The 20,358-nt window shown below is 69.7% G+C and carries 17 protein-coding genes; 10 read left to right on the forward strand and 7 right to left on the reverse strand.

Translation table 11 applies throughout. The features are described 5' to 3' along the window. Nucleotides 1–2: 2 nt before the first annotated feature. From ACQY9S_RS14620 to ACQY9S_RS14635, 4 genes are all read right to left on the reverse strand, one after another. Complete coding sequence (locus tag ACQY9S_RS14620; protein WP_428420527.1) at nt 3–2,183, reverse strand: DUF1631 family protein; 2,181 nt, start codon at nt 2,181–2,183, stop codon at nt 3–5. Nucleotides 2,184–2,309: 126 nt separating this feature from the next. Then, a complete protein-coding gene (groL, locus tag ACQY9S_RS14625) occupies nt 2,310–3,956 on the reverse strand; it encodes a chaperonin GroEL (protein WP_428420529.1) in 1,647 nt (548 codons plus the stop codon). Between the two features lie 123 nt (nt 3,957–4,079). Then, nucleotides 4,080–4,370 (reverse strand): co-chaperone GroES, encoded by a 291-nt coding sequence (locus ACQY9S_RS14630; RefSeq protein WP_011828027.1) that lies wholly within the window; start codon nt 4,368–4,370, stop codon nt 4,080–4,082. Nucleotides 4,371–4,586: 216 nt separating this feature from the next. Next, on the reverse strand, nt 4,587–5,315 hold the full coding sequence (locus tag ACQY9S_RS14635; protein WP_428420530.1) for a mobilization protein: 729 nt from the start codon (nt 5,313–5,315) through the stop codon (nt 4,587–4,589). A gap of 370 nt (nt 5,316–5,685) precedes the next feature. On the opposite strand from ACQY9S_RS14635, the gene ACQY9S_RS14640 reads away from it, so the two are divergent. Then, nucleotides 5,686–7,488 carry a SulP family inorganic anion transporter gene (locus ACQY9S_RS14640; protein WP_428420531.1) on the forward strand — a complete coding sequence of 601 codons (1,803 nt, stop codon included), beginning with the start codon at nt 5,686–5,688 and terminating at the stop codon, nt 7,486–7,488. A 25-nt stretch (nt 7,489–7,513) separates the two neighbouring features. On the opposite strand, the gene ACQY9S_RS14645 is transcribed toward ACQY9S_RS14640, so the two are convergent. The 3 genes from ACQY9S_RS14645 to ACQY9S_RS14655 form a co-directional block, all read right to left on the reverse strand. Continuing rightward, nucleotides 7,514–7,996 (reverse strand): glycine zipper 2TM domain-containing protein, encoded by a 483-nt coding sequence (locus ACQY9S_RS14645; RefSeq protein WP_428420533.1) that lies wholly within the window; start codon nt 7,994–7,996, stop codon nt 7,514–7,516. A gap of 168 nt (nt 7,997–8,164) precedes the next feature. Then, nucleotides 8,165–8,722: an HNH endonuclease gene (locus ACQY9S_RS14650; RefSeq protein ID WP_428420535.1), complete on the reverse strand. Its 558-nt coding sequence runs from the start codon at nt 8,720–8,722 to the stop codon at nt 8,165–8,167. Between the two features lie 141 nt (nt 8,723–8,863). Then, nucleotides 8,864–9,856 (reverse strand): 2-dehydropantoate 2-reductase, encoded by a 993-nt coding sequence (locus tag ACQY9S_RS14655; RefSeq protein WP_428420537.1) that lies wholly within the window; start codon nt 9,854–9,856, stop codon nt 8,864–8,866. Between the two features lie 65 nt (nt 9,857–9,921). Between ACQY9S_RS14655 and ACQY9S_RS14660 the strand changes: the two genes are divergently transcribed. From ACQY9S_RS14660 to ACQY9S_RS14700, 9 genes are all read left to right on the forward strand, one after another. After that, complete coding sequence (locus ACQY9S_RS14660; RefSeq protein WP_428420538.1) at nt 9,922–11,337, forward strand: S1C family serine protease; 1,416 nt, start codon at nt 9,922–9,924, stop codon at nt 11,335–11,337. Further along, nucleotides 11,334–12,326 (forward strand): FHA domain-containing protein, encoded by a 993-nt coding sequence (locus tag ACQY9S_RS14665; protein WP_428420540.1) that lies wholly within the window; start codon nt 11,334–11,336, stop codon nt 12,324–12,326. The genes ACQY9S_RS14660 and ACQY9S_RS14665 overlap by 4 nt, the downstream gene beginning before the upstream one ends. Nucleotides 12,327–12,540: 214 nt before the next feature. After that, nucleotides 12,541–13,260, forward strand: a complete 720-nt coding sequence (locus ACQY9S_RS14670; protein WP_428420541.1) for a TetR/AcrR family transcriptional regulator — start codon at nt 12,541–12,543, stop codon at nt 13,258–13,260. Nucleotides 13,261–13,311: 51 nt separating this feature from the next. Further along, entirely contained in the window at nt 13,312–15,102 is a 1,791-nt protein-coding gene (locus ACQY9S_RS14675) for an acyl-CoA dehydrogenase C-terminal domain-containing protein (RefSeq protein WP_428420542.1), read from the forward strand. A gap of 38 nt (nt 15,103–15,140) precedes the next feature. Then, nucleotides 15,141–15,575, forward strand: a complete 435-nt coding sequence (locus tag ACQY9S_RS14680; protein WP_428420544.1) for a DUF2147 domain-containing protein — start codon at nt 15,141–15,143, stop codon at nt 15,573–15,575. Nucleotides 15,576–15,605: 30 nt separating this feature from the next. After that, complete coding sequence (locus tag ACQY9S_RS14685) at nt 15,606–18,029, forward strand: 3-hydroxyacyl-CoA dehydrogenase/enoyl-CoA hydratase family protein (RefSeq protein WP_428420545.1); 2,424 nt, start codon at nt 15,606–15,608, stop codon at nt 18,027–18,029. Nucleotides 18,030–18,058: 29 nt separating this feature from the next. Continuing rightward, nucleotides 18,059–18,535: an endonuclease domain-containing protein gene (locus tag ACQY9S_RS14690; RefSeq protein WP_428420547.1), complete on the forward strand. Its 477-nt coding sequence runs from the start codon at nt 18,059–18,061 to the stop codon at nt 18,533–18,535. Then, on the forward strand, nt 18,532–19,731 hold the full coding sequence (locus ACQY9S_RS14695) for an acetyl-CoA C-acyltransferase (RefSeq protein WP_428420548.1): 1,200 nt from the start codon (nt 18,532–18,534) through the stop codon (nt 19,729–19,731). The genes ACQY9S_RS14690 and ACQY9S_RS14695 overlap by 4 nt, the downstream gene beginning before the upstream one ends. A gap of 110 nt (nt 19,732–19,841) precedes the next feature. Next, nucleotides 19,842–20,348, forward strand: a complete 507-nt coding sequence (locus ACQY9S_RS14700; RefSeq protein WP_428420550.1) for a DUF1569 domain-containing protein — start codon at nt 19,842–19,844, stop codon at nt 20,346–20,348. Nucleotides 20,349–20,358: the final 10 nt, after the last annotated feature.

Raw genomic sequence — 20,358 nt, forward strand, 5'->3', positions numbered from 1 at the left:
CTTCAGCGCAGCGTGGCGTGACGCGGGGGGGCCATCAAGGCGTCGACAGCACGCTCGATGAGGTTGCGTTCCTCGAGCGGCGCCGCCAGACCACCGACGGCCAGGCGCTCGAGCGCGCTGCGCGTGAGGCCGTGCGTCAGCCCGAGCTCGGCATCGCTGAACAGCCAGTGCTCGCGGGCTTCGTCGACCCACAGCACGCGCGCGACGGTCCAGTCACCACGGGCAACCAGCCGGCACCAGGTGCCGACCGTCAGGTGCTGCAGCCAGCTGCGCGCGCCGGGGCTCGGCGTCTCGGGGATCAGGGCAGCAGGCACGGTGTCGAGCGTCGCGATGTCGAACATCGAATCACCGGCGGCCGCACGCGGCCCGGGACCGGCCGGCAACTCTTCGTCGCGCAGCTGGCGCACGATCTCTTCCGGCGTGAGCGCAGGCGGCGCGGCGCTGCCGGGCGCGCGCAGCAGCTCGGTGTGGCGTGCCATCAACGCGCAGAGCACGGCGTCGCGTTGTGGGGCCGGCATCGCGATGCGCGCCATGCCCTGCTGCAGCCGCTGCACCAGCGCCGGCACCGCAGCGACCAGCCTGCGCCGATCGTTCTCGCTGCACACCGGCGCGAGGCTGGCGAGCAGGTCCGGCACCACGGCCAGCAGGCCGCGCGTCGTCTCGGCGTGCTCGCCATCGTTCAGCATGGCATGCGCGAGCGCGTCGGCCCAGGGACCCGTGAGGAAATGCTGCAGCGTGTCGTCCAGCACCACGGCGGCCGATGCAGTGGCCGGCGTGCTGCCTTCGATCCGCCACGGCGAGGTGGCACCGTGCAGCTCCAGGCGGACCTGGCGGCGCAGCGCCTCGACCAGCGTGGCGCGCCGCGCCGCGGCCTGCAGCTTGGCGATCGGCGCTGCCGCCTCACGCCGTTCGGCATCGAGCTCGTCCACGAGCAGCGTGTCGAGCGCCGTCAGCGCCTGCGCGTGCACCGCAACCGCGGGCGGTGCCGCCTGCAGGCGCACGAACAGGTCACCGACGTCCTTCAGCAGGGTGCACAGGCGCGGATCGTCGTCGTCCTGGAAGCCGGCCGTGTGCGAGGCGAGCCGGATCATCATCTGCCAGATCGGATGCGAGTGGTCTTCCAGCACGCGCGGCTCGCGCAGCGCGACGCGCAGCAAGGGACCCTGCAGCGCGGCGAGCGCGGTGTGCACCGACACGGGCAGCAGGGCATCGTCGAGCACCGCGCCGATCAGGTGGGCGATCAGCAGCATCACCTCGCGGTCGTCGTCGTTGCGGCCGGCCGCCTCGAGAAAGGGCAGGCGGGCCATCAAGCGCTCGGCGCCATTCGCCCCCAGGGGGCGGCGGGCCAGCACGTGCACCAGGTTGTGGTCCAGCTGTTGCAGCGACTCGGCCTCGTCCATCACGCCGGCGCGCGTGGCGCCGTCGATGCTCGCCTGGCGCGTGCTGAGGCGGCTGCGCAGGCTGTCGAGCGCACCGGGGCGCGTCAGGTCGTAGCCGGAGTTCGGTGGTGCGATTCGCCGCGCCGCCGGTGTCGAGCTGGCCTTCCACGCGGCCTGGCCGACACCCCAGTCGGCCAGCCGCCGGCCGGCGTCGATCGCGACCTGCCGCAGTGCTTGCGCCAGCGGCTCGCCGCAGGCGCGCATCAACGCCTTGCGCGCCGGCGCACCGAGACCCAGCACCTCGCTGGCGTCCCAGACGGCCCGCACCAGCAGGTCGGACCGCAGCAGGTTGGAGTTCTTGCGCACCGTGTCCTGGCCGCGCAAGGTTGCAGTACGCGCCTGCAGGTCATGAAGCTCGAGCTCCGCCGCATGGTCGACCAGCTGCACGGCACGCAGCAGCTCGATGTTTTCTTCGGCTTCCGCGTCGTCGACCAGGGTCAGCGCGTCGGCCGACCACACGGCGCGCGGCGCGGGCGTTGCGCCCGCTTCGGGCAGCGCGGCGTCCAGCTCGGCACGCCACCGCGTCGCCAGCAACTCGCCCACCCGGCGGGCCCACAGCGGGTGATTGTGGCACAGCGCCATTTCGGCTTCGTCGCGGGGCCGCACCGGCAGCTCGCGCAGGGCGCTGCGGGTGGTCGGAGCGTGCAAGGCCTGCAAGGCATCGTTTGCCGCCCGGCTCATCCAGCGCGGCACCTCCGCGAGGCAACTGTCCAGGTAGCGCTGCAGCAGCGGCGAGACATCCATGCGGCGATTATCCCGGGCCTCGTCGCGGCCCGGGCATGAAAAAGGGCCGCATTCCTGCGACCCTTGCCTGACTGAACGCTGAGCGAAGCCCAGGCGGCCGGCATCCCGAAGGATGCCGGCCGGACATCACATGTCCATGCCCATGCCGCCCATGCCGCCCATGCCACCCGGCATGCCGCCGCCCTGAGCGTCATCCTTGGGCGACTCGGCGACCATGGCTTCCGTCGTCAGCATCAGCGCGGCCACGGAGGCAGCATTCTGCAGCGCGGTGCGGGTCACCTTGGTCGGGTCCAGGATGCCCATTTCGATCATGTCGCCGTAGGTGCCGTTGGCGGCGTTGTAGCCGTAGTTGCCCTTGCCGGCGAGCACGGCGTTGACCACCACGCTGGCTTCGTCACCGGCGTTGGTGACGATGATGCGCAGCGGCTCTTCGATCGCACGCAGGATCAGCTTGATGCCGGCGTCCTGGTCGGGGTTGTCGCCCTTGATCGCACCGGCGGCCTGCTTGGCACGCAGCAAGGCCACGCCACCACCGGCGACGATGCCTTCTTCCACCGCCGCGCGCGTGGCGTGCAGCGCGTCTTCGACACGCGCCTTCTTTTCCTTCATCTCGACTTCGGTGGCAGCGCCGACCTTGATGACGGCCACGCCGCCGGCCAGCTTGGCCACGCGCTCTTGCAGCTTCTCACGGTCGTAGTCGCTGGTGGCTTCTTCGATCTGCACGCGCACTTGCTTGACGCGCGCTTCGATGTCGCCCGCGGCGCCGGCACCGTCGATCAGGGTGGTGTTTTCCTTGCCCACTTCGACGCGCTTGGCCTGACCCAGGTCGGCCAGCGTGACCTTCTCGAGCGTCAGGCCGACTTCCTCGGCGATGACCTTGCCGCCGGTCAGGATGGCGATGTCTTCCAGCATGGCCTTGCGACGGTCACCGAAGCCCGGCGCCTTGACGGCGACGACCTTCAGGATGCCGCGGATGGTGTTGACCACCAGGGTCGCCAGCGCTTCGCCTTCCACTTCCTCCGCGACGATCAGCAGCGGACGGCCGGACTTGGCCACCTGCTCCAGCGTGGGCAGCAGGTCGCGGATGTTGCTGATCTTCTTGTCGTAGAGCAGCACGAACGGGTTGTCGAGCACCGCGCTCTGCTTCTCCGGGTTGTTGATGAAGTAGGGCGACAGGTAGCCGCGGTCGAACTGCATGCCTTCGACCACATCGAGCTCGCTGTTCAGGCTCTTGCCGTCCTCGACGGTGATCACGCCTTCCTTGCCGACCTTGTCCATCGCCTCGGCGATGATCTTGCCGACTTCATCGTCGCTGTTGGCGGAGATGGTGCCGACCTGCGCAATTTCCTTGCTGGTGGTGGTGGGCTTGGACTGCTTCTTGAGCTGCTCGACCAGGACCAGGACGGCCTTGTCGATGCCGCGCTTGAGGTCCATCGGGTTCATGCCGGCAGCCACGTACTTCATGCCTTCGCGCACGATGGCCTGGGCCAGCACGGTGGCGGTGGTGGTGCCATCGCCGGCGATGTCGCTGGTCTTGGAAGCCACTTCCTTGACCATCTGGGCGCCCATGTTCTGGAGCTTGTCCTTGAGCTCGATTTCCTTGGCCACGGACACACCGTCCTTGGTCACGGTCGGCGCACCGAACGAGCGCTCGAGCACCACGTTGCGGCCCTTCGGACCCAGGGTCACCTTGACCGCATTGGCCAGGATGTTCACGCCCTCGACCATGCGAGCGCGGGCTTCACCGCCGAAAACGACGTCTTTAGCTGCCATTTGTATTCTCCGAAATCTGATTTGCCGGCTCGCGCCGGGGAATTCTTTTGTCTGCGGCCGGCCCTTGGGGCCTTGACTTCGCTACGCGAAGTCAGCCTGCGACGAAAGTAAATCGCGTGCGATTTACTTTTCGACCACGGCGAACAGGTCTTCCTCGCGCATCACCAGCAGTTCGTCGCCATCGACCTTGACGGTCTGGCCGCTGTACTTGCCGAACAGCACGCGGTCGCCGACCTTGCAGTTCAGGGCAATGAAGTCGCCCTTGTCGTTGCGCTTGCCCGGGCCGACGGCCAGCACTTCACCCTGGTCGGGCTTCTCGGCGGCGTTGTCGGGGATCACGATGCCCGAAGCGGTCTTGGTTTCCTGTTCGAGGCGCTTGACGATCACGCGATCGTGCAAAGGACGAAGTTTCATCGCATCTCCTTGATGGGTATCGAATATCTATGGACTTATTTCAAGCAGTTAGCGCAAACTTACATTTGCGCAACCCGAGACGATGACGTCGTCCCCGGCTTGTTAGCACTCAGTCTGCACGAGTGCTAGCGACAGATTATAGGGGTCGTCGCCGGCGTTTCAATAGCGCGGCACCCGGAGCGTGATGAAGGTCCGCTCGGCAGCGGGCCCGACGGGTCAGACCCCTGCCGCCTCGATCTCGCCGAAGGCGTGGTTGAGCCACAACTTGAGGCGCTGCCGCTCCATCAGGCCCAGGCCCGGACCTTCGCTGCCGGGCGAATTGCGCGCCGCCCAGAAGCTGCTGTTGCTGGCGTCGATCTTCTGCACCACCGAGTCATGCAAGCGCTTGAGCGTGATCACGCGGGCGCCCAGCGCCAGCGCGCGGTCCTGCTCGCCGGATTTCTCGAGCTGGCTGAAGTCGTCGCCGCGGAGCTGGTTGCGCACCAGCACGTAGCGCAGGCGCCGCCCGAAGCGGTCGAGCAGGCGCTTGAGCAGGTCGACGGAGTCCTTGCCGGAGTCCATCACGTGCCAGTAGTGGATCGCGACGCCGGACATGTCGGCCAGGTCCAGCACGCCCGACTCGTCCATCCACTTCACCAGCGGCTCGTGCGTCTGCGCCGCCAAGTCGACCAGCACGCGCCGGCCGGGCACCTCAATGGCCGCCTCGACGATGGCATCGAGCGCCTCGTAGCGATCGGCCAGCACCGGCGACGCGTAGCCGGAGTAGAAGCGCATCAGCGAGCCGTGCGAGCGGTCGGTGTCGAAGCCGGTGAACGCAATCTCGTGGTCGATGAGGTACTGCGCCAGCAGCCGCGACACGAGCGATTTGCCGACGCCGCCCTTCTCTCCGCCGATCATGTGGATCCTCGACGTGGTCGCGGTCTCGAGCGTGGGGATCTGCGTCATGCTGCTGTGCTCTCCATGGCGAAAAGCGGGCCGTCGGCCGGCGGGATGCCAGGCTGTATTCGTCCCGCGATGCGAGGCATTGTGCAACGCAGCGCGGCGCGGCAGTCGGCATGCCCCCGCGAAATTGCGCCGCGTCGCCCCCGTTGGCGCGCCGGTCTCAGCGCCCGGCCCGGAAGTCGAGGCGCAGCGAGCCCGGCCCCGGGAACTCGACCGCCACGGCATCGCTGGCGAGTCGCAGGGCCGGCCGGTGCGGCGTGCGGCCAGCAACGCACGGATGACGCCCGGCACGGTGGATCGGAGCGCTCGGCTTGGAGGTTCATGCGGGAGGTGAAATGGAGGCTGTGCGACGCAGCGGCTTCTATCATCCTGCATGACTTCGCCCCCCGCGCCGGCCGCCCTGCCGCTGCTCCGCCGCTGTTTCGGCCCCTGGGTGGCCGAGGTCTCGCGCCACACACTGCGTGCCGACCTGCTGGCCGGGCTGCTGGGCGCCGTGCTGGTGCTGCCGCAGGGCATCGCTTTCGCGACACTGGCCGGGCTGCCGCCGCAGTACGGCCTGGCCACCGCCATCCTGCCCTGCATCGTGGCAGCCTTGTTCGGCTCGAGCCGGCACGTGATGTCGGGGCCGACCAATGCCAACTCGCTGGCACTCGCGGCGATGCTGACGCCGCTGGCCTGGGTCCGCAGCCCCGACTACATCGAACTCGCGCTGACCGTGACGCTGCTGGTCGGCGTGATGCAGACCCTGATCGGCGCGCTGCGCCTGGGCAGCATCGCCAACTTCATCTCGCCGGCCGCCCTGCTCGGCTTCACGACCGGCGCGGCCCTGCTGATCGTGCTGCATGCACTGCCGGACCTGTTCGGCCTGAGCACCGGCGGCCACGTCGGCTCGACGCTGAGCCTGGCGCTAACGCGCCCGCTCGAGGCGGTGCATCCCGGCGCACTCGTCGTGAGCGCGCTCACGCTGGCGGTCACGCTCGCCGCGCGGCAGTGGCGACCGCGCTGGCCGGCACTGCTGCTCGGGCTGGCAGCCGGCACGCTGGGTGCGACGCTGCTGAACGCCGGCCACGACGACGGCACGTTCTGGCACGTCGAGCAGATCGGCGAGCTGCCGCTGCCCTGGCCGCAATGGCACTGGCCGCGCGTCGACGTGGCGCGCTTGCCCGACCTCGTGGGCATCGCCTTCGCACTGACCCTGGTGGCCCTGGCACAGTCGATCTCGATCGCCAAGGCCGTCGCGGCCCGCTCGGGTCAGCGCATCGATGCCAACCGCGAGTTCTTCGGACAGGGCCTGTCGAACCTGGCGGGCGGCCTGAGTTCGGCCTACGTGTCCTGCGGCTCGCTGAACCGCTCGCTGCCGAACTTCGAAGCCGGTGCGCAGACGCCGCTGGCGGCGGTGTTCTCGGCGCTGCTGCTGTTGCTGCTGGTGCTGGCCAGCGCGCCGCTGCTGGCGCTGATCCCGAACGCCGCGATCGCCGCCGTGCTGCTGCCGGTCGCCTGGAGCCTGCTCGACCTGCCGGGCTGGCACCGCCTGGTGCGGCTGGAGCGCAGCGACTTCGCGATCGCCGCGGCGACCGCGGTGGCCACCGTGAGCCTGCGGCTTGAGATTGCCATCCTGCTGGGCAGCATCCTGTCCTTGAGCAGCTACCTGCAGCGCACCGCCCGGCCGGCGATGCGCACGATGGGCTTCGACTCGGTGACGCCGGGCCGGCCCTTCGTCGTGCTCGACGGGCAGGCCGGCGCCCTGCCCGAGTGCCCGCAGCTGAAGTTGCTGCGCATGGAAGGCGCGGTCTACTTCGGCGCCGCGCAACACGTGTCCGACACGCTGCACCACCTGCGCGACGCCGCCGACGCACCCAGGCATCTGCTGGTGATGAGCAAGAGCATGAACTTCATCGACCCGGCCGGTGCCCAGGTCTGGAGCGAGGAGCTGCGAAGCCGCCGCGCCCTCGGCGGCGACCTGTACTTCCACCGCCCGCGTCCGCCGGTGCTGGAACTGTGGGAGCGCGCCGGCTTCCTCGATGTGCTGGGCCGCGACCACATCTTCGCCGACAAGCACAGTGCAATCGCACGGATCGTGCCGCGGCTCGATCCCGGGATCTGCGCCCGGTGCCGGGTGCGGATCTTCAGCGAGTGCGATCAGCAGCCCGGCGCCGCACTGGCGCCGGAGATCTGATCACGCCGCCCGGGGCCCTGCGGGCTCAGCTGCGCGGCTGCGGCACCGGCGGCTGAACCGACTGGGTCCGCGCCACGCGCGTCGTGCCGCCGCTGGAGATCAACACGACCTGATCGCCGGGCTGGAAGCTCTCCTTGCCCTGCGCCTGGACGATCGCGCGGCGCTCGCCGTTGCGCAGTTGCACCATGATCTCCAGCGCCTGCTCGCGGGTCGCGGCGCGCTCCGCAACGTTGCCGACCACCGCGCCAGCGACCGCGCCGAGCACGCCCACCACCACCGCTTCGCGGTGGCCGCCGACCGAGCTGCCGGCCACGCCGCCGGCCACACCGCCGGCCACACCGCCGATGCCGGACTGCGTGCCCTCGACCGTCACCTGTCGCACATTGATGACCACCGCATCCTGCACGGTCGACAGGCGCTGCGCGTCACCGCGCTGGATCACGTCGGGGCTGGTGGTGGAACAGGCGGCCAGGGCCAGCACGAGGCCGGCCATCAGAAACTTCTTCATGAGGAAATCCTCCACGCGGTGACGGCACAACGAGGCCGCATTCGAAGGCGTTGACACAGCCGTGTTGGAGTCGGCGGCGCGACTTCGGTTCATTGGCTGCACAGTGGCCGAAGCGGAATTATTTCACCGCGGCGACCCGTCGCCGTGTAAAGCCAGCGGGCGGCGACCCTAGCCGTGCAGGCGACTGGAGCGTGGCACGCTGGCCAGCAGGAACTCCATCTGGTCGGCCAGGATGCGGCGCCCGCGCAGGATCATGTCCTCGTGCAGGCTGGGCACATAGGGCAGGTACAGCAGGCTCATGTGCGCCTCTTCGGGCGTGCGATCCGCCTTGCGGCCGTTGCAGCCGCGGCAGGCGGTGATGCAGTTCATCCAGCTGTCGACCCCGCCGCGCGAGGTCGGCTGGATGTGCTCGCGCGTCAGGTCGTCGGCATGGAACTGGCCGCCGCAGTACGCGCAGAAGTAGCGGTCGCGGACGAACAGTTTGGGATTCGACAGCGCCGGCGTCTGGCGCCAGGCGCGGCTGGGCACGCTGCCGCGCACCGCGATGATGGAGTGCACCTCGATGCGCGACTGCAGGCCGGTGCGGCGCTGGATGCCGCCGCGCAGCACCAGGCATGCCTCGCCCAGCGTCCACGCGACGCCGTCGCTGGCGTAGAGAATCGCCGCCTCGCGGGCGGTGATCCAAGCCTGAGGTCGGCCCGACACGTCGAGCTGCAGCACGTCCATGCACAAACTCCTTGACACGGAGCATAGAGCACGGCGGCATGCCGCCTCAAGCGGAGCAACGCCAACTCCGGCGCTGCCGCGGGGAATGTGCGGGGCCGGCGCGACACCCCGGTGCATCTTGCGCCGAGCGTCACGCGACCGTCATCGACCGGCCGTCGCGGGCAGCAGGCCGCGTGTGCCGGCCATCAGGCGGGTCAAGCCGAGCAGCGCGTCGATGTTCGGGGTGGGCAGGCAGAGCTTGAGGCCGATCTCGTGCACGCTGGTCACCAGCGCATCGAGCTCGATCGGGCGGGCCGCCTCCACGTCCTGCAGCATCGAGGTCTTGAAGGCACCGAGTTTGCGCCCCACCGCCTGGCGCTCCTCGCCGCTCTGCGCGATCGGGCAATCGATGCGCGCACCGATCGCGGACGCCTCGGCCATTGCGCGCAGGCAGAAGGCATTGACCAGCGGATCGTCGAAGATCCGGTCGGCCGTCGCACCGGTGAGTGCCGACACCGGGTTGGTGGTCATGTTGCCCCACAGCTTGAACCAGATGGCCTGGCGGATGTCGGGCGTGGCCTCGACCTGCAGGCCGCCGTCGCGCAAGGCCTGCGCGACGGCATCGACCCGTGCGCTCGGGCCACCGACCGGTTCGCCCACGATGAGGCGGTCGCCAAAGCCGTGACGCACCACTCCCGGCGACGGCGTGCTGCACGTCAGATGCACCACGCCGCCGAGCACGCGCGCCAGCGGCAAGGCCGCGGCAATGCGACCCCCGGGGTCGACGCTCGCGAGCCGCGGGTCGATGCGGCCGGCCGGCAGCGTCTGCAAGAACCACCATGGCACGCCGTTCATCGCGGTCAGCACCGGCGTGTCGGGCCCGAGCAGCGGCGCGAGCCGTTGGGCCACGGCCGCCAGCGCCGGCGCCTTGACTGCGACGACCACCAGGTCCTGCGGGCCGAGCACCGCCGCATCGTCCGCCACCGCGATCGGGTGCGTGACGATCTGCCCGTTCTCGTCCAACTGCAGCCCGTGTTCGCGCACCGCCGCCAGCGTGGCGCCGCGCGCCAACGCGCTGACCGCATGGCCGCCGCGTGCCAGCCGCGCGGCCAGGAAGCCGCCGACCGCGCCCAAGCCCACCACCGCGACCTTCATCGCACCTCCGCGTCCGCGTGATCCGCAGCGATGGTAAGCCGCAGCTCCCTGCCAGAATCGATGCCATGACACGACCCCGAGCCTGGCGGCAGCGTGCACTCGAGCTGCTGTTCGCGCTGGCGAGCGGCGCCGCCTGTGCCCAGCCCGCCGCACCCGCTTCCGCTGCCTCGCCGGCCTCGGCCCCGGCGGCGGCATCCCCGTCGGCCGCTGCCGCGCCGTTGCCCGTCTCGCCCTCGGCACAACGCCTCTACGAGCGCGCGCGCGGCCAGCTGCTGCAGGTCCGCACGCTGCTGAAGGGCCAGGACAGTCAGGCCTCGGTCGGCTCGGGCTTCTTCGTCAGCAACGACGGGCTCATCGTCACCAACTACCACGTCGTCAGCCAGGCGGCACTGCAGCCCGAACGCTACCGGCTGACCTACAACCGTGTCGACGGTCGCGAAGGCGCGCTGCAGTTGCTCGGCTTCGACGCGATCCACGACCTCGCGCTCGTCAAGGCCCTGCCTCCGACCGGCCCCGCGAAGAAGAACGGCGCGGCCGCCGTCGACGCACCGGGCGAGCCGCTCGCCTTTCGCCCCGCCGCCGAGACGCTGGCCCAGGGCGAGCGGATCTATTCGCTCGGCAACCCGCTCGACGTCGGCTTCGCGGTGCTCGAAGGCAACTACAACGGGCTGGTCGAACGCAGCTTCTACCCGAGCATCTTTTTCGGCGGCGCCCTCAACGCCGGCATGAGCGGCGGCCCGGCCCTCGACGAGCAGGGGCGCGTGGTCGGCATCAATGTCGCGACGCGGCGTGACGGGCAGCAGGTCAGCTTCCTGGTGCCGGCGCCCTTCGCGCAGGCGCTGGTCGAGCGCGCGCGCACGGCAGCGCCGATCACCACGCCGGTCTATCCGCTGCTCACCGCGCAGTTGCTGACACACCAGGACGCCGTCACGCAGCGCTTCATCCAGCAGCCCTGGCGCAGCGCCGGCCACCCGCACTACCTGATCCCCGTGCCGCAGGAGGACTTCATGCGCTGCTGGGGCCGCAGCACCGCGGCCGACACCAAGGGCATCGAATTCGAGCGCTCCGACTGCGAGATGGACACCCAGATCTTCGTCAGCGGCGGCATGCTCACCGGCTCGCTGGGCGTGCGTCACGAAGCCTACGACGGCCGCAAGATCGGCTGGCTGCGCTTCACCGAGCGCTACGGCGCGAGTTTTCGCAACGAGAGCTTCGGACGGCGCAACCCGAAGGAGTACACGGCGCCGCAATGCCGCGAGCGCTTCGTCGACCACGAGGGCCTGCCGCTGCGCGCGGTGCTGTGCCTGTCGGCCTACAAGCGGCTCGCCGGCCTGTACGACCTGAGCGTGCTGGTCGCCACGCTCGACCAGGCCACCGCCGGCGCCCAGGGCCGCCTCGATGCGCGCGGCGTCAGTTTCGACAATGCGATGAAGCTGGCGGCGCACTACCTGCAGGGCTACGGCCTGAAGGGCGCGCCGTGAGCGGGGCGCGGCTGGGCCTGATCGAACTGCTCGACCGCGACGGTGGCGTCGCGCACCGCTTGCCGGTCATGCAGTGGCCGGTGACGATCGGTCGCGCGCTCGACTGCGACGTGGTGCTCGACGACCCGCACGCCGCGCCGCGGCACGCGACGATCGAAGCAGCCGACGGCGAACCGCTGCTGTTGTGTGTCGGCGAGTCGCGCAACGGCCTGCGCCTCGCCGGCCGGACCGTGCACGCCGGAGAACGGGCGGCGCTGGGGAGTGGCGCCGAATGGCAGATCGGCCGCAGCCGCCTGCGCCTGCGCCTGGCTGGCGAGGTGCTGGCCCCCGAACTGCCCTGGACCGCAGCCGCGCCGGTGCACGGCCGCCGCCTGCTGGCCGGGCTGGTGCTGCTGCTGGCCTGGGTGCTGGGCGAGCACTGGCTGCAGAGCGACCCGGGCGACCCGCTGAGCAGCTACCTGCCGGTGCTGGTCGGCACGCCGGTGATGCTGGGCGTGTGGTGCTTCCTCTGGGCGCTGGGCTCGAAGCTGTTCACGCGGCATTTCGACTACCTGGCGCACCTGCAACTGGCGCTGGGCGTGCTGCTGGTCTCGCTGCTGCTCGACGCCGCACTGCCACTGGCCGCTTTTGCGCTGTCGTTGGAAGGGCTGGCGCGGGCCGGCGAGCTGATCACGCTGGCGCTCGGTTGCGGCCTGGTGTGGGGCCACCTGAGTCTGATCCTGCCCACACGCCGCCAGGCGCTCGCGGTCGGTTTCGCCACCATGTTCGTCGTCGGCGCCGGCCTGAAGCTGGCCCTGAACCAGCAGCGCAGCGACCGCTGGTTTGCGCCGCTCTACCTGAGCACGCTGGGCCCGCCCGCCTTGCGCCTGGCGCCGACCACCGGCCCACAACAGTTCATCGACGAGGCGCGCGCCCTGCGCCAGCCGCTGGAGAAGCGCGCACGCGATCCCGATGCGCCGTCCTGGCTGCTGCAGGCCGACGAAGACTGAGGCCTGCCCACGCGCCCTTAGGGCTCACGCCCGGGAACGGCCCTGGCCCCTTGCCGGCAGCAGCCAGCCGCCGCCCCGCATGCCGCGACAGCACAGCTGGTAAACCCTAGGACCAGTTAACCACACAACCCTAAAGATCGCCGGGCCTGGTTCACACCAAGGCGGTGGATTTCTGCAAAATAGAACGATCGTTCGATTTTTATCGGAAACCGCCTTGGCCGACTCGACACTCGATCCCGACACCGCCGCGAATCGCGCCGGCCGCGGCGAGTCGCGCCCGCCGCCGCGCGGCCCGCACAAGGGCCAGCTGACCCGCGCGACGATCCTCGAGGCCGCCCTCGGCCTGGCATCGCAGATCGGCCTCGAGGGCCTGTCGATCGGAGCGCTGGCCGAGGTCACGCACATGAGCAAGTCGGGCGTGTTCGCCCATTTCGGCTCGCGCGAGGAGCTGCAGATCTCGGTGATCCGCGAGTACCACACGCGCTTCGAGGAGGAGATCTTCTTCCCCGCGGTGCGCGAGCCGCGCGGCCTGCCGCGGCTGCGCAGCATGTTCGAGCGCTGGGTCAAGCGCGTGTCGGTCGAGGTCGATTCCGGCTGCATCTACATCAGCGGCGCGGTCGAGTTCGACGACCGGCCCGGCCCGGTGCGCGACGCCCTGGTCGCGATGGTGCGCACCTGGCACCACGCGCTGCAGCGTGCGATCCTCATCGCCATCGAAGAGCAGCACCTGCGGCCCGACACCGACCCGACGCAACTGCTGTTCGAGATCCACGGCCTGATCCTGGCGCTGCACCACGACGCGCGCTTCATGCGCAACCCGGGCGCCGTCGAGCGCGCCGGCGCCGGCTTCGAGCGCATCCTCCGCGACCACTTCGGCCCGGCCGCGCCCGCAGCCCGCGCGGCACCGGGCAGGCACGCCGCGAAAGCGCGCTGAGCACCGCGCGGCACCGACCGCCTTCACCCTGTCTTTTCCCGGAGCATCCCCATGGCCACCTACACCCCCCCGATCCGCGACATGCAGTTCGTGATGCACGAACTGCTGGGCGTGACCGCCGAGTTGAAAGCGATGCCGCCCCATGCCGAGATCGATGCGGACACCCTCGACGCGGTGCTCGAGGAAGGCGGCAAGTTCGCCGCCGAGGTGATCTTCCCGCTCAACATCAGCGGCGACACGCAAGGCTGCACGCTCGACAAGACCACCCACGAGGTCGCGGCCCCGAAGGGCTTCAAGGAGGCCTATGCGCAGTACGTCGCGGGCGGCTGGCCGGCGCTGAGTTGCGACCCGGCCTACGGCGGCCAGGGCCTGCCGATCGTGCTGAACCAGTGCCTGTACGAGATGCTCAACAGCGCCAACCAGGCCTGGACCATGTACCCCGGCCTGACGCACGGCGCCTACGAGGCGCTGCGCACGCACGGCACCGATGCGCAGAAGCGCAGCTACCTGCCCAAGCTGACCAGCGGCCACTGGACCGGCACGATGTGCCTGACCGAGGCGCACTGCGGCACCGACCTGGGCCTGCTGCGCAGCAAGGCCGAACCCCAGCCCGACGGCAACTACAAGATCACCGGCTCGAAGATCTTCATCAGCTCGGGCGAGCACGACCTGGCCGAGAACATCGTCCACCTGGTGCTCGCCCGCCTGCCGGACGCGCCGCAGGGCAGCAAGGGCATCTCGCTGTTCGCGGTGCCGAAGTTCCTGGTGAAGGACGATGGCTCGCTCGGCGCGCGCAACCCGGTCTTCTGCACCGGCCTCGAACACAAGATGGGCATCCACGGCAACGCCACGGCGCAGATCAGCCTCGACGGGGCCATCGGCACGCTGGTCGGCGAACCGCACAAGGGCCTGGCCGCGATGTTCGTGATGATGAACGCGGCCCGCCTCGGCGTGGGCATGCAGTCGCTGGGCCTGACCGAGGTGGCCTACCAGAACGCGGTGGCCTACGCGAAGGACCGCATCCAGATGCGCAGCCTGTCGGGCCCCAAGGCGCCCGACAAGCCGGCCGACCCGATCATCGTGCACCCCGACGTGCGCAAGATGCTGCTGACAGCGCGCGCCTACGCCGAGGGCGGCCGTGCGCTGTCGTTGCACACCGCGCTGCTGATCGACCGCGAGCTGAGCCACCCCGACGAGGACGTGCGCAAGGAAGCAGCCGAGCAGGTCGCGCTGCTGACGCCCATCGTCAAGGCCTTCCTGACCGACAACGCCTGGCTCGCCACCTCGCACTGCCTGCAGGTGTTCGGCGGCCACGGCTACATCAAGGAGTGGGGCATGGAGCAGTACGTGCGCGACGCCCGCATCAACATGATCTACGAAGGCACCAACACCATCCAGTCGCTCGACCTGCTGGGCCGCAAGGTGCTGGCCGACAACGGCGCGAAGCTGAAGAAGTTCGGCACGCTGATTGCCGGCTTCGTCGAGGACGAAGGCACGAGCGAGGCGATGCAGGAGTTCGTGAACCCGCTCGCCGACCTGGGCGACAAGGTCACCAAGCTCACCACCGAACTGGGCATGAAGGCTTTCGGCAACGCCGACGAGGTAGGCGGCGCGGCGGTCGACTACCTGCGCATCGTGGGTCACCTGGTGTTCGCCTACTTCTTCGCGCGCTCGGCCAGGATCGCCCTCGACAGGCAATCCTCGGGCGACCCCTTCTACACCGCCAAGCTCGCCACCGCGCGCTTCTACTTCGCCAAGCTGCTGCCCGAGACCGCGGGCCTGATCCGCAGCGCGCGCGCCGGCGTCAAACCGCTGCTGGAAATGGACGAGGCGCTGTTCTGACGCCCGCCCTCTTCTGACCGTCACACCAGGAGACGACGATGAAGCACATGGTCACCGCCTGCCTGCTGTCGCTCGCGGCCTTCGCCGCCCAGGCCCAGGCCACCCCGGCCGGGGTGTGGAAGACCATCGACGACGAGAGCCAACAGGAAAAGTCGCTGGTGCGCATCACCGAGTCCGGCGGCGTGTTCACCGGCACGATCGAGAAGCTGCTCGACCCGGCCCGGCAGGACGACCACTGCGACAAATGCACCGACGAGCGCAAGGGCAAGCCCCTCCTCGGGCTGACGATCATCCGCAACGCCCGGCAGGACGGCGACGACAAGGGCCTGTGGACCGGCGGCGACATCACCGACCCGAAGAACGGCAAGACCTACAAGCTGCGCCTGAAGCCGCTGGACAGCGGCAGGACGCTCGAGGTGCGGGGCTACATCGGCCCGTTCTACCGCAACCAAACCTGGATCCGCGTGGAGTGAAGCTCCCGCCCTGAACGAAGGAATATCAAGATGAGTCGATTCCAAGTCCGCAAGGTCGCCGTGCTCGGGGCCGGGGTGATGGGCGCGCAGATTGCCGCCCATCTGGTCAACGTCAAGGTGCCGGTGCTGCTGTTCGACCTGCCTGCGAAGGAAGGCCCGAAGAACGGCATCGTCACCAGGGCGATCGACAACCTGAAGAAGTTGAAGCCCGCGCCGCTCGGTGTGGCCGAGGATGCGGCGCTGATCGGTGCGGCGAACTACGAGGAGCACCTCGATCTGCTGAAGGAGTGCGACCTGGTGATCGAGGCGATCGCCGAGCGCATGGACTGGAAGCTCGACCTGTACACGAAGATCGCGCCGCACGTGGCGCCGCACGCGATCCTGGCGTCGAACACCTCGGGCCTGTCGATCACCACGCTGTCGGCGGCGCTGCCCGAGAGCATCAAGCCGCGCTTCTGCGGCATCCACTTCTTCAACCCGCCGCGCTACATGGCGCTGGTCGAGCTGATCGACACGCCGACCACCACGCCCTCGGTGCTGGACCAGCTCGAAAGCTTCGTCACCACCTTCCTCGGCAAGGGCGTGGTGCGCGCGAAGGACACGCCGAACTTCATCGCCAACCGCGTCGGCATCGCCGGCATGCTGGCGACGATCAAGGAGGCCGAGGCCTTCGGCCTGACGTACGACGTGGTCGACGACCTGACCGGCAAGAAGCTCGGCCGCGCCAGCTCGGGCACCTTCCGCACCGCCGACGTGGTGGGCCTGGACACGATGGCGCACGTCATCAGGACGCTGCAGGACAACCTGAAGGACGACCCCTTCTACCCGAGCTACGCGACGCCACCGGTGCTGTCGGCGCTGATCGCCAAGGGCGCGCTGGGCCAGAAGGCCGGCGCCGGCTTCTACAAGAAGGTCGGCAAGGACATTCTGCGGCTCGACCCCGCCAAGCGGGACGACGTGCAGTCCTCGGAAGCTGGCCCTTACGTGCCAGCGGGCGGCAAGGCCGACGAGATCGTCGCGCGCATGCTGAAGAAGCCGCCGGCCGAGCGCCTGAAGCTGCTGCGCGAGAGCAGCAACCCGCAGGCCGCTTTCCTGTGGGCCATCCTGCGCGATGCCTTCCACTACGCGGCGGTGCACCTGGAGGAGATCGCCGACAACGCGCGCGACGTCGACTTCGCGATGCGCTGGGGCTTCGGCATGCAGCAGGGCCCGTTCGAGCTGTGGCAGGCCGCCGGCTGGCGGCAGGTGGCCGGCTGGGTGAAGGACGACATCGCCGCCGGCAAGGCGCTGTCGACGGCGCCGCTGCCGGCCTGGGTGTTCGACGGTCCGGTGGCCGAACGCGCTGGCGTGCACACGCCCGAGGGCTCGTGGTCGCCGTCGCGCCAGGCCTTCGTGCCGCACAGCGTGCTGCCGGTCTACCAGCGCCAGCACTTCCCCGAGGGTGTGCTGGGCAGCGGCGCGGTCGATGCGCTGAAGAGTGGCACCGAGCTGTTCCGCAACGACGAGATCCGCGTCTGGACGCTCGACGGCGAGGTGCTCATCGCGTCGATCACCGCCAAGCTGCACCTGATCAGCCCGACGGTGACCGAAGGGCTGCTGAAGGCGGTCGAGATCGCCGAGGAGCAGTTCCAGGGCCTGGTGATCTGGTCGCCCGACGACGTGTTCTCGGCCGGCGCCAACCTCGAGGCGCTGATGCCGGTGTTCATGAAGAGCGGCGCCAAGGGCATCGCGCCGGAGGAAAAGAAGCTGCAGGACGCGATGCTGCGCATCCGCTATGCCAGCGTGCCGGTGGTCAGCGCGATCCGCGGCCTGGCGCTGGGCGGCGGCTGCGAGCTGGCCGTCCACAGCGCGCGGCGCGTCGTGGCGATGGAGAGCTACATCGGCCTGGTCGAGGTGGGCGTGGGCCTGCTGCCGGGCGCGGGTGGGCTGACCTACATCGCGCGGCGCGCGGCCGAGATGGCCAACGCCGGCAACGCGAACGCCGACCTCCTGAAGTTCGCGACCGACGGCTTCACCAGCGCCGCGATGGCGAAGGTGGGCAGCAGCGCACTGGAGAGCCGCAAGCTCGGCTACCTGATCGACGGCGACGTGATCGTGCCGCACAAGGACGAGCTGCTGTTCGTGGCGACGCAGCAGGCCAAGGCGCTGTTCGCGTCGGGCTACCGCGCGCCGGTGAAGCGACTGTTCCCGGTGGCCGGCCGCAGCGGCATCGCCACCATCAAGGGCCAGCTCGCCAACATGCGCGACGGCGGCTTCATCAGCGCGCACGACTTCCACCTCGCCTCGCTGATCGCCGACGTGGTGTGCGGCGGCGACATCGACGCCGGCTCGCTGGTGACCGAGGAGTACCTGATGGCGCTGGAGCGCAGGCACTTCTGCGCCCTGCTGGAACACCCCAAGACCCAGGAGCGGATCATGGGCATGCTGCAGACCGGCAAGCCGGTGCGGAACTGAGTCGGCTGCCGACGGGTTTACCGGAACGCATGGCCATCGACTTCTTGAAGAAGCACATGGAACACAAGCCCGCTCCGTCCAACCCCCTCTCCCGCTCGCGGGAGAGGGCAGGGGTGAGGGCGCGCACCCTGCGTGCTGCCCAAACCGACGCCGAGCGCGCGCTGTGGCACGCCTTGCGCAACCGCGGACTGTGCGGCTACAAGTTCCGCCGCCAGCATCCGATCGATTGCTACATCGCCGACTTCGCCTGCCTTGAGGCGGGGCTCGTCGTCGAGCTGGACGGCGGCCAGCATTTCGAGCCGCCCGCGTTGCTCGCAGACGAGCAACGCACCGCGGCATTGCGCCGAGCGGGCTTCGAAGTGCTTCGCTTCACCAACCGGGAAGCCTTGACCGAGCGAGACGCCGTGCTGGCGCGACTGCTCGACTGGTTGCAGATCCATCACCCTCACCCCTGCCCTCTCCCGCTCGCGGGAGAGGGAGTTCCTCCCTCGAAGGACCGAGCATGAGCAAGCAAGTGCAAGACGCCTACATCGTCGCCGCCACCCGCACCCCGATCGGCAGGTCCGGCCGCGGCGTGTTCCGCAACACCCGCCCCGACGACCTGCTGGTTGCCGCGCTGCACGGCGCGCTGAAGCAGGTGCCGACGCTGGACCCGAAAGCGATCGAGGACGCGATCGTCGGCTGCGCCATGCCCGAAGGCGAGCAGGGCCTGAACATGGGCCGCATCGCGGTGCTGCTGGCCGGGCTGCCGAACTCGGTCGGCGGCGTGACCGTCAACCGCTTCTGCGCGTCGGGCCTGACTGCCGTGCAGATGGCGGCCGACCGCATCCGCGTCGGCGAGGCCGACGTGATGATCGCCGCCGGCGCCGAGTCGATGAGCATGGTGCCGATGAGCGGCAACAAGCCCTCGTTCAACCCCGAGGTGTTCGCGAAGAACGAGAACATCGGCATCGCCTACGGCATGGGCCTCACCGCCGAGAAGGTGGCCGCGCAGTGGAAGGTCTCGCGCGAGGCGCAGGACGAGTTCGCGCTGCAGTCGCACCTGAAGGCTTTGCGCGCGCAGGCGGCCGGCGAGTTCACCGACGAGATCACGCCGGTCGAAGCGATCGAGCGCCTGCCCAATCTCACGGACGGCAGCACGATCGTCAAGACGAAGACCGTGAGCCTGGACGAAGGCCCGCGCAAGGACACCTCGGCCGAGGGCCTGGCCAGATTGAAGGCGGTGTTTGCCGCCAAGGGCAGCGTCACCGCCGGCAACAGCTCGCAGACCAGCGACGGCGCGGGCGCGCTGATCCTCGCGTCCGAGAAGGCTTGTCGGCAGTTCGGCCTCACGCCGCTCGCGCGCTTCGTCAGCTTCGCGATCAAGGGCGTGCCGCCCGAGATCATGGGCATCGGGCCGATCGAGGCCATTCCCGCGGCGCTGAAGTACGCCGGCCTCACTGCGGCCCAGCTCGACTGGATCGAGCTGAACGAGGCCTTCGCCGCGCAGTCGCTGGCGGTGCTGAACACGCTGGAGCTCGACCGCAGCAAGGTCAACCCGATGGGCGGTGCGATCGCGCTCGGCCACCCGCTCGGCGCCACCGGCGCGATCCGCGCCGCGACCGTGGTGCACGCGCTGCGCCGCCACAAGCTGAAGTACGGCATGGTGACGATGTGCGTCGGCACCGGCCAGGGCGCGGCCGGCATCTTCGAGAGCGTGTGAACCCCCCCGTTGCGGCTGCGCCGCGCCCCCCAGGGGGCACCGCTGGCGGACCGGCGGAGCCGGATCCGCGGCGGCCGCTCGGCTGGCAGCGGCGACACGCGCTGGTGGGGATGGCGGTGGTCGCCGCGGGGGGTCTCGGCGGCTGCGCGCCCGGACGCATCGAGCGCTTCGCGACCTGGGCCGAGGCGCGCAATGCGGTCTTCGCGCTGGCACAGCCGGGCTCGCGCTGGCGCAGCAGCGGTGCCTGGTCGCTGAGCCAGGCCTTGCAGCACCTGGCGCAGAGCATCGAGGGCTCGCTGGCCGGCTATCCGCAGTCGAAGCCGGCCTGGTTCACCCGCACGCTGGGTGCGGCGGCCCATGCGGTGTTCGACGCGCGCGGCCGCATGACGCACTCACTCGACGAACCGATCCCCGGCGCTGCGCCACTCGACGCCGCCTGGCCGCCGGACGTGGCGGCACTGCGCCTGCTGCGGGCGATGGACGCCTTCGAGGTCCACACCGGCCCGCTGGCCCCCCACTTCGCGTACGGCGCACTCGACAAGCCGGCCTACCAGCGCGCGCATCTGATGCACCTGGCCGATCACTGGCAGCAATTCGAACAGACCCGCAACGCCTGAGCGCTCGCGG

It is taken from the genome of Methylibium sp. (assembly GCF_965279545.1).
GTDB lineage: Bacteria > Pseudomonadota > Gammaproteobacteria > Burkholderiales > Burkholderiaceae_C > Methylibium.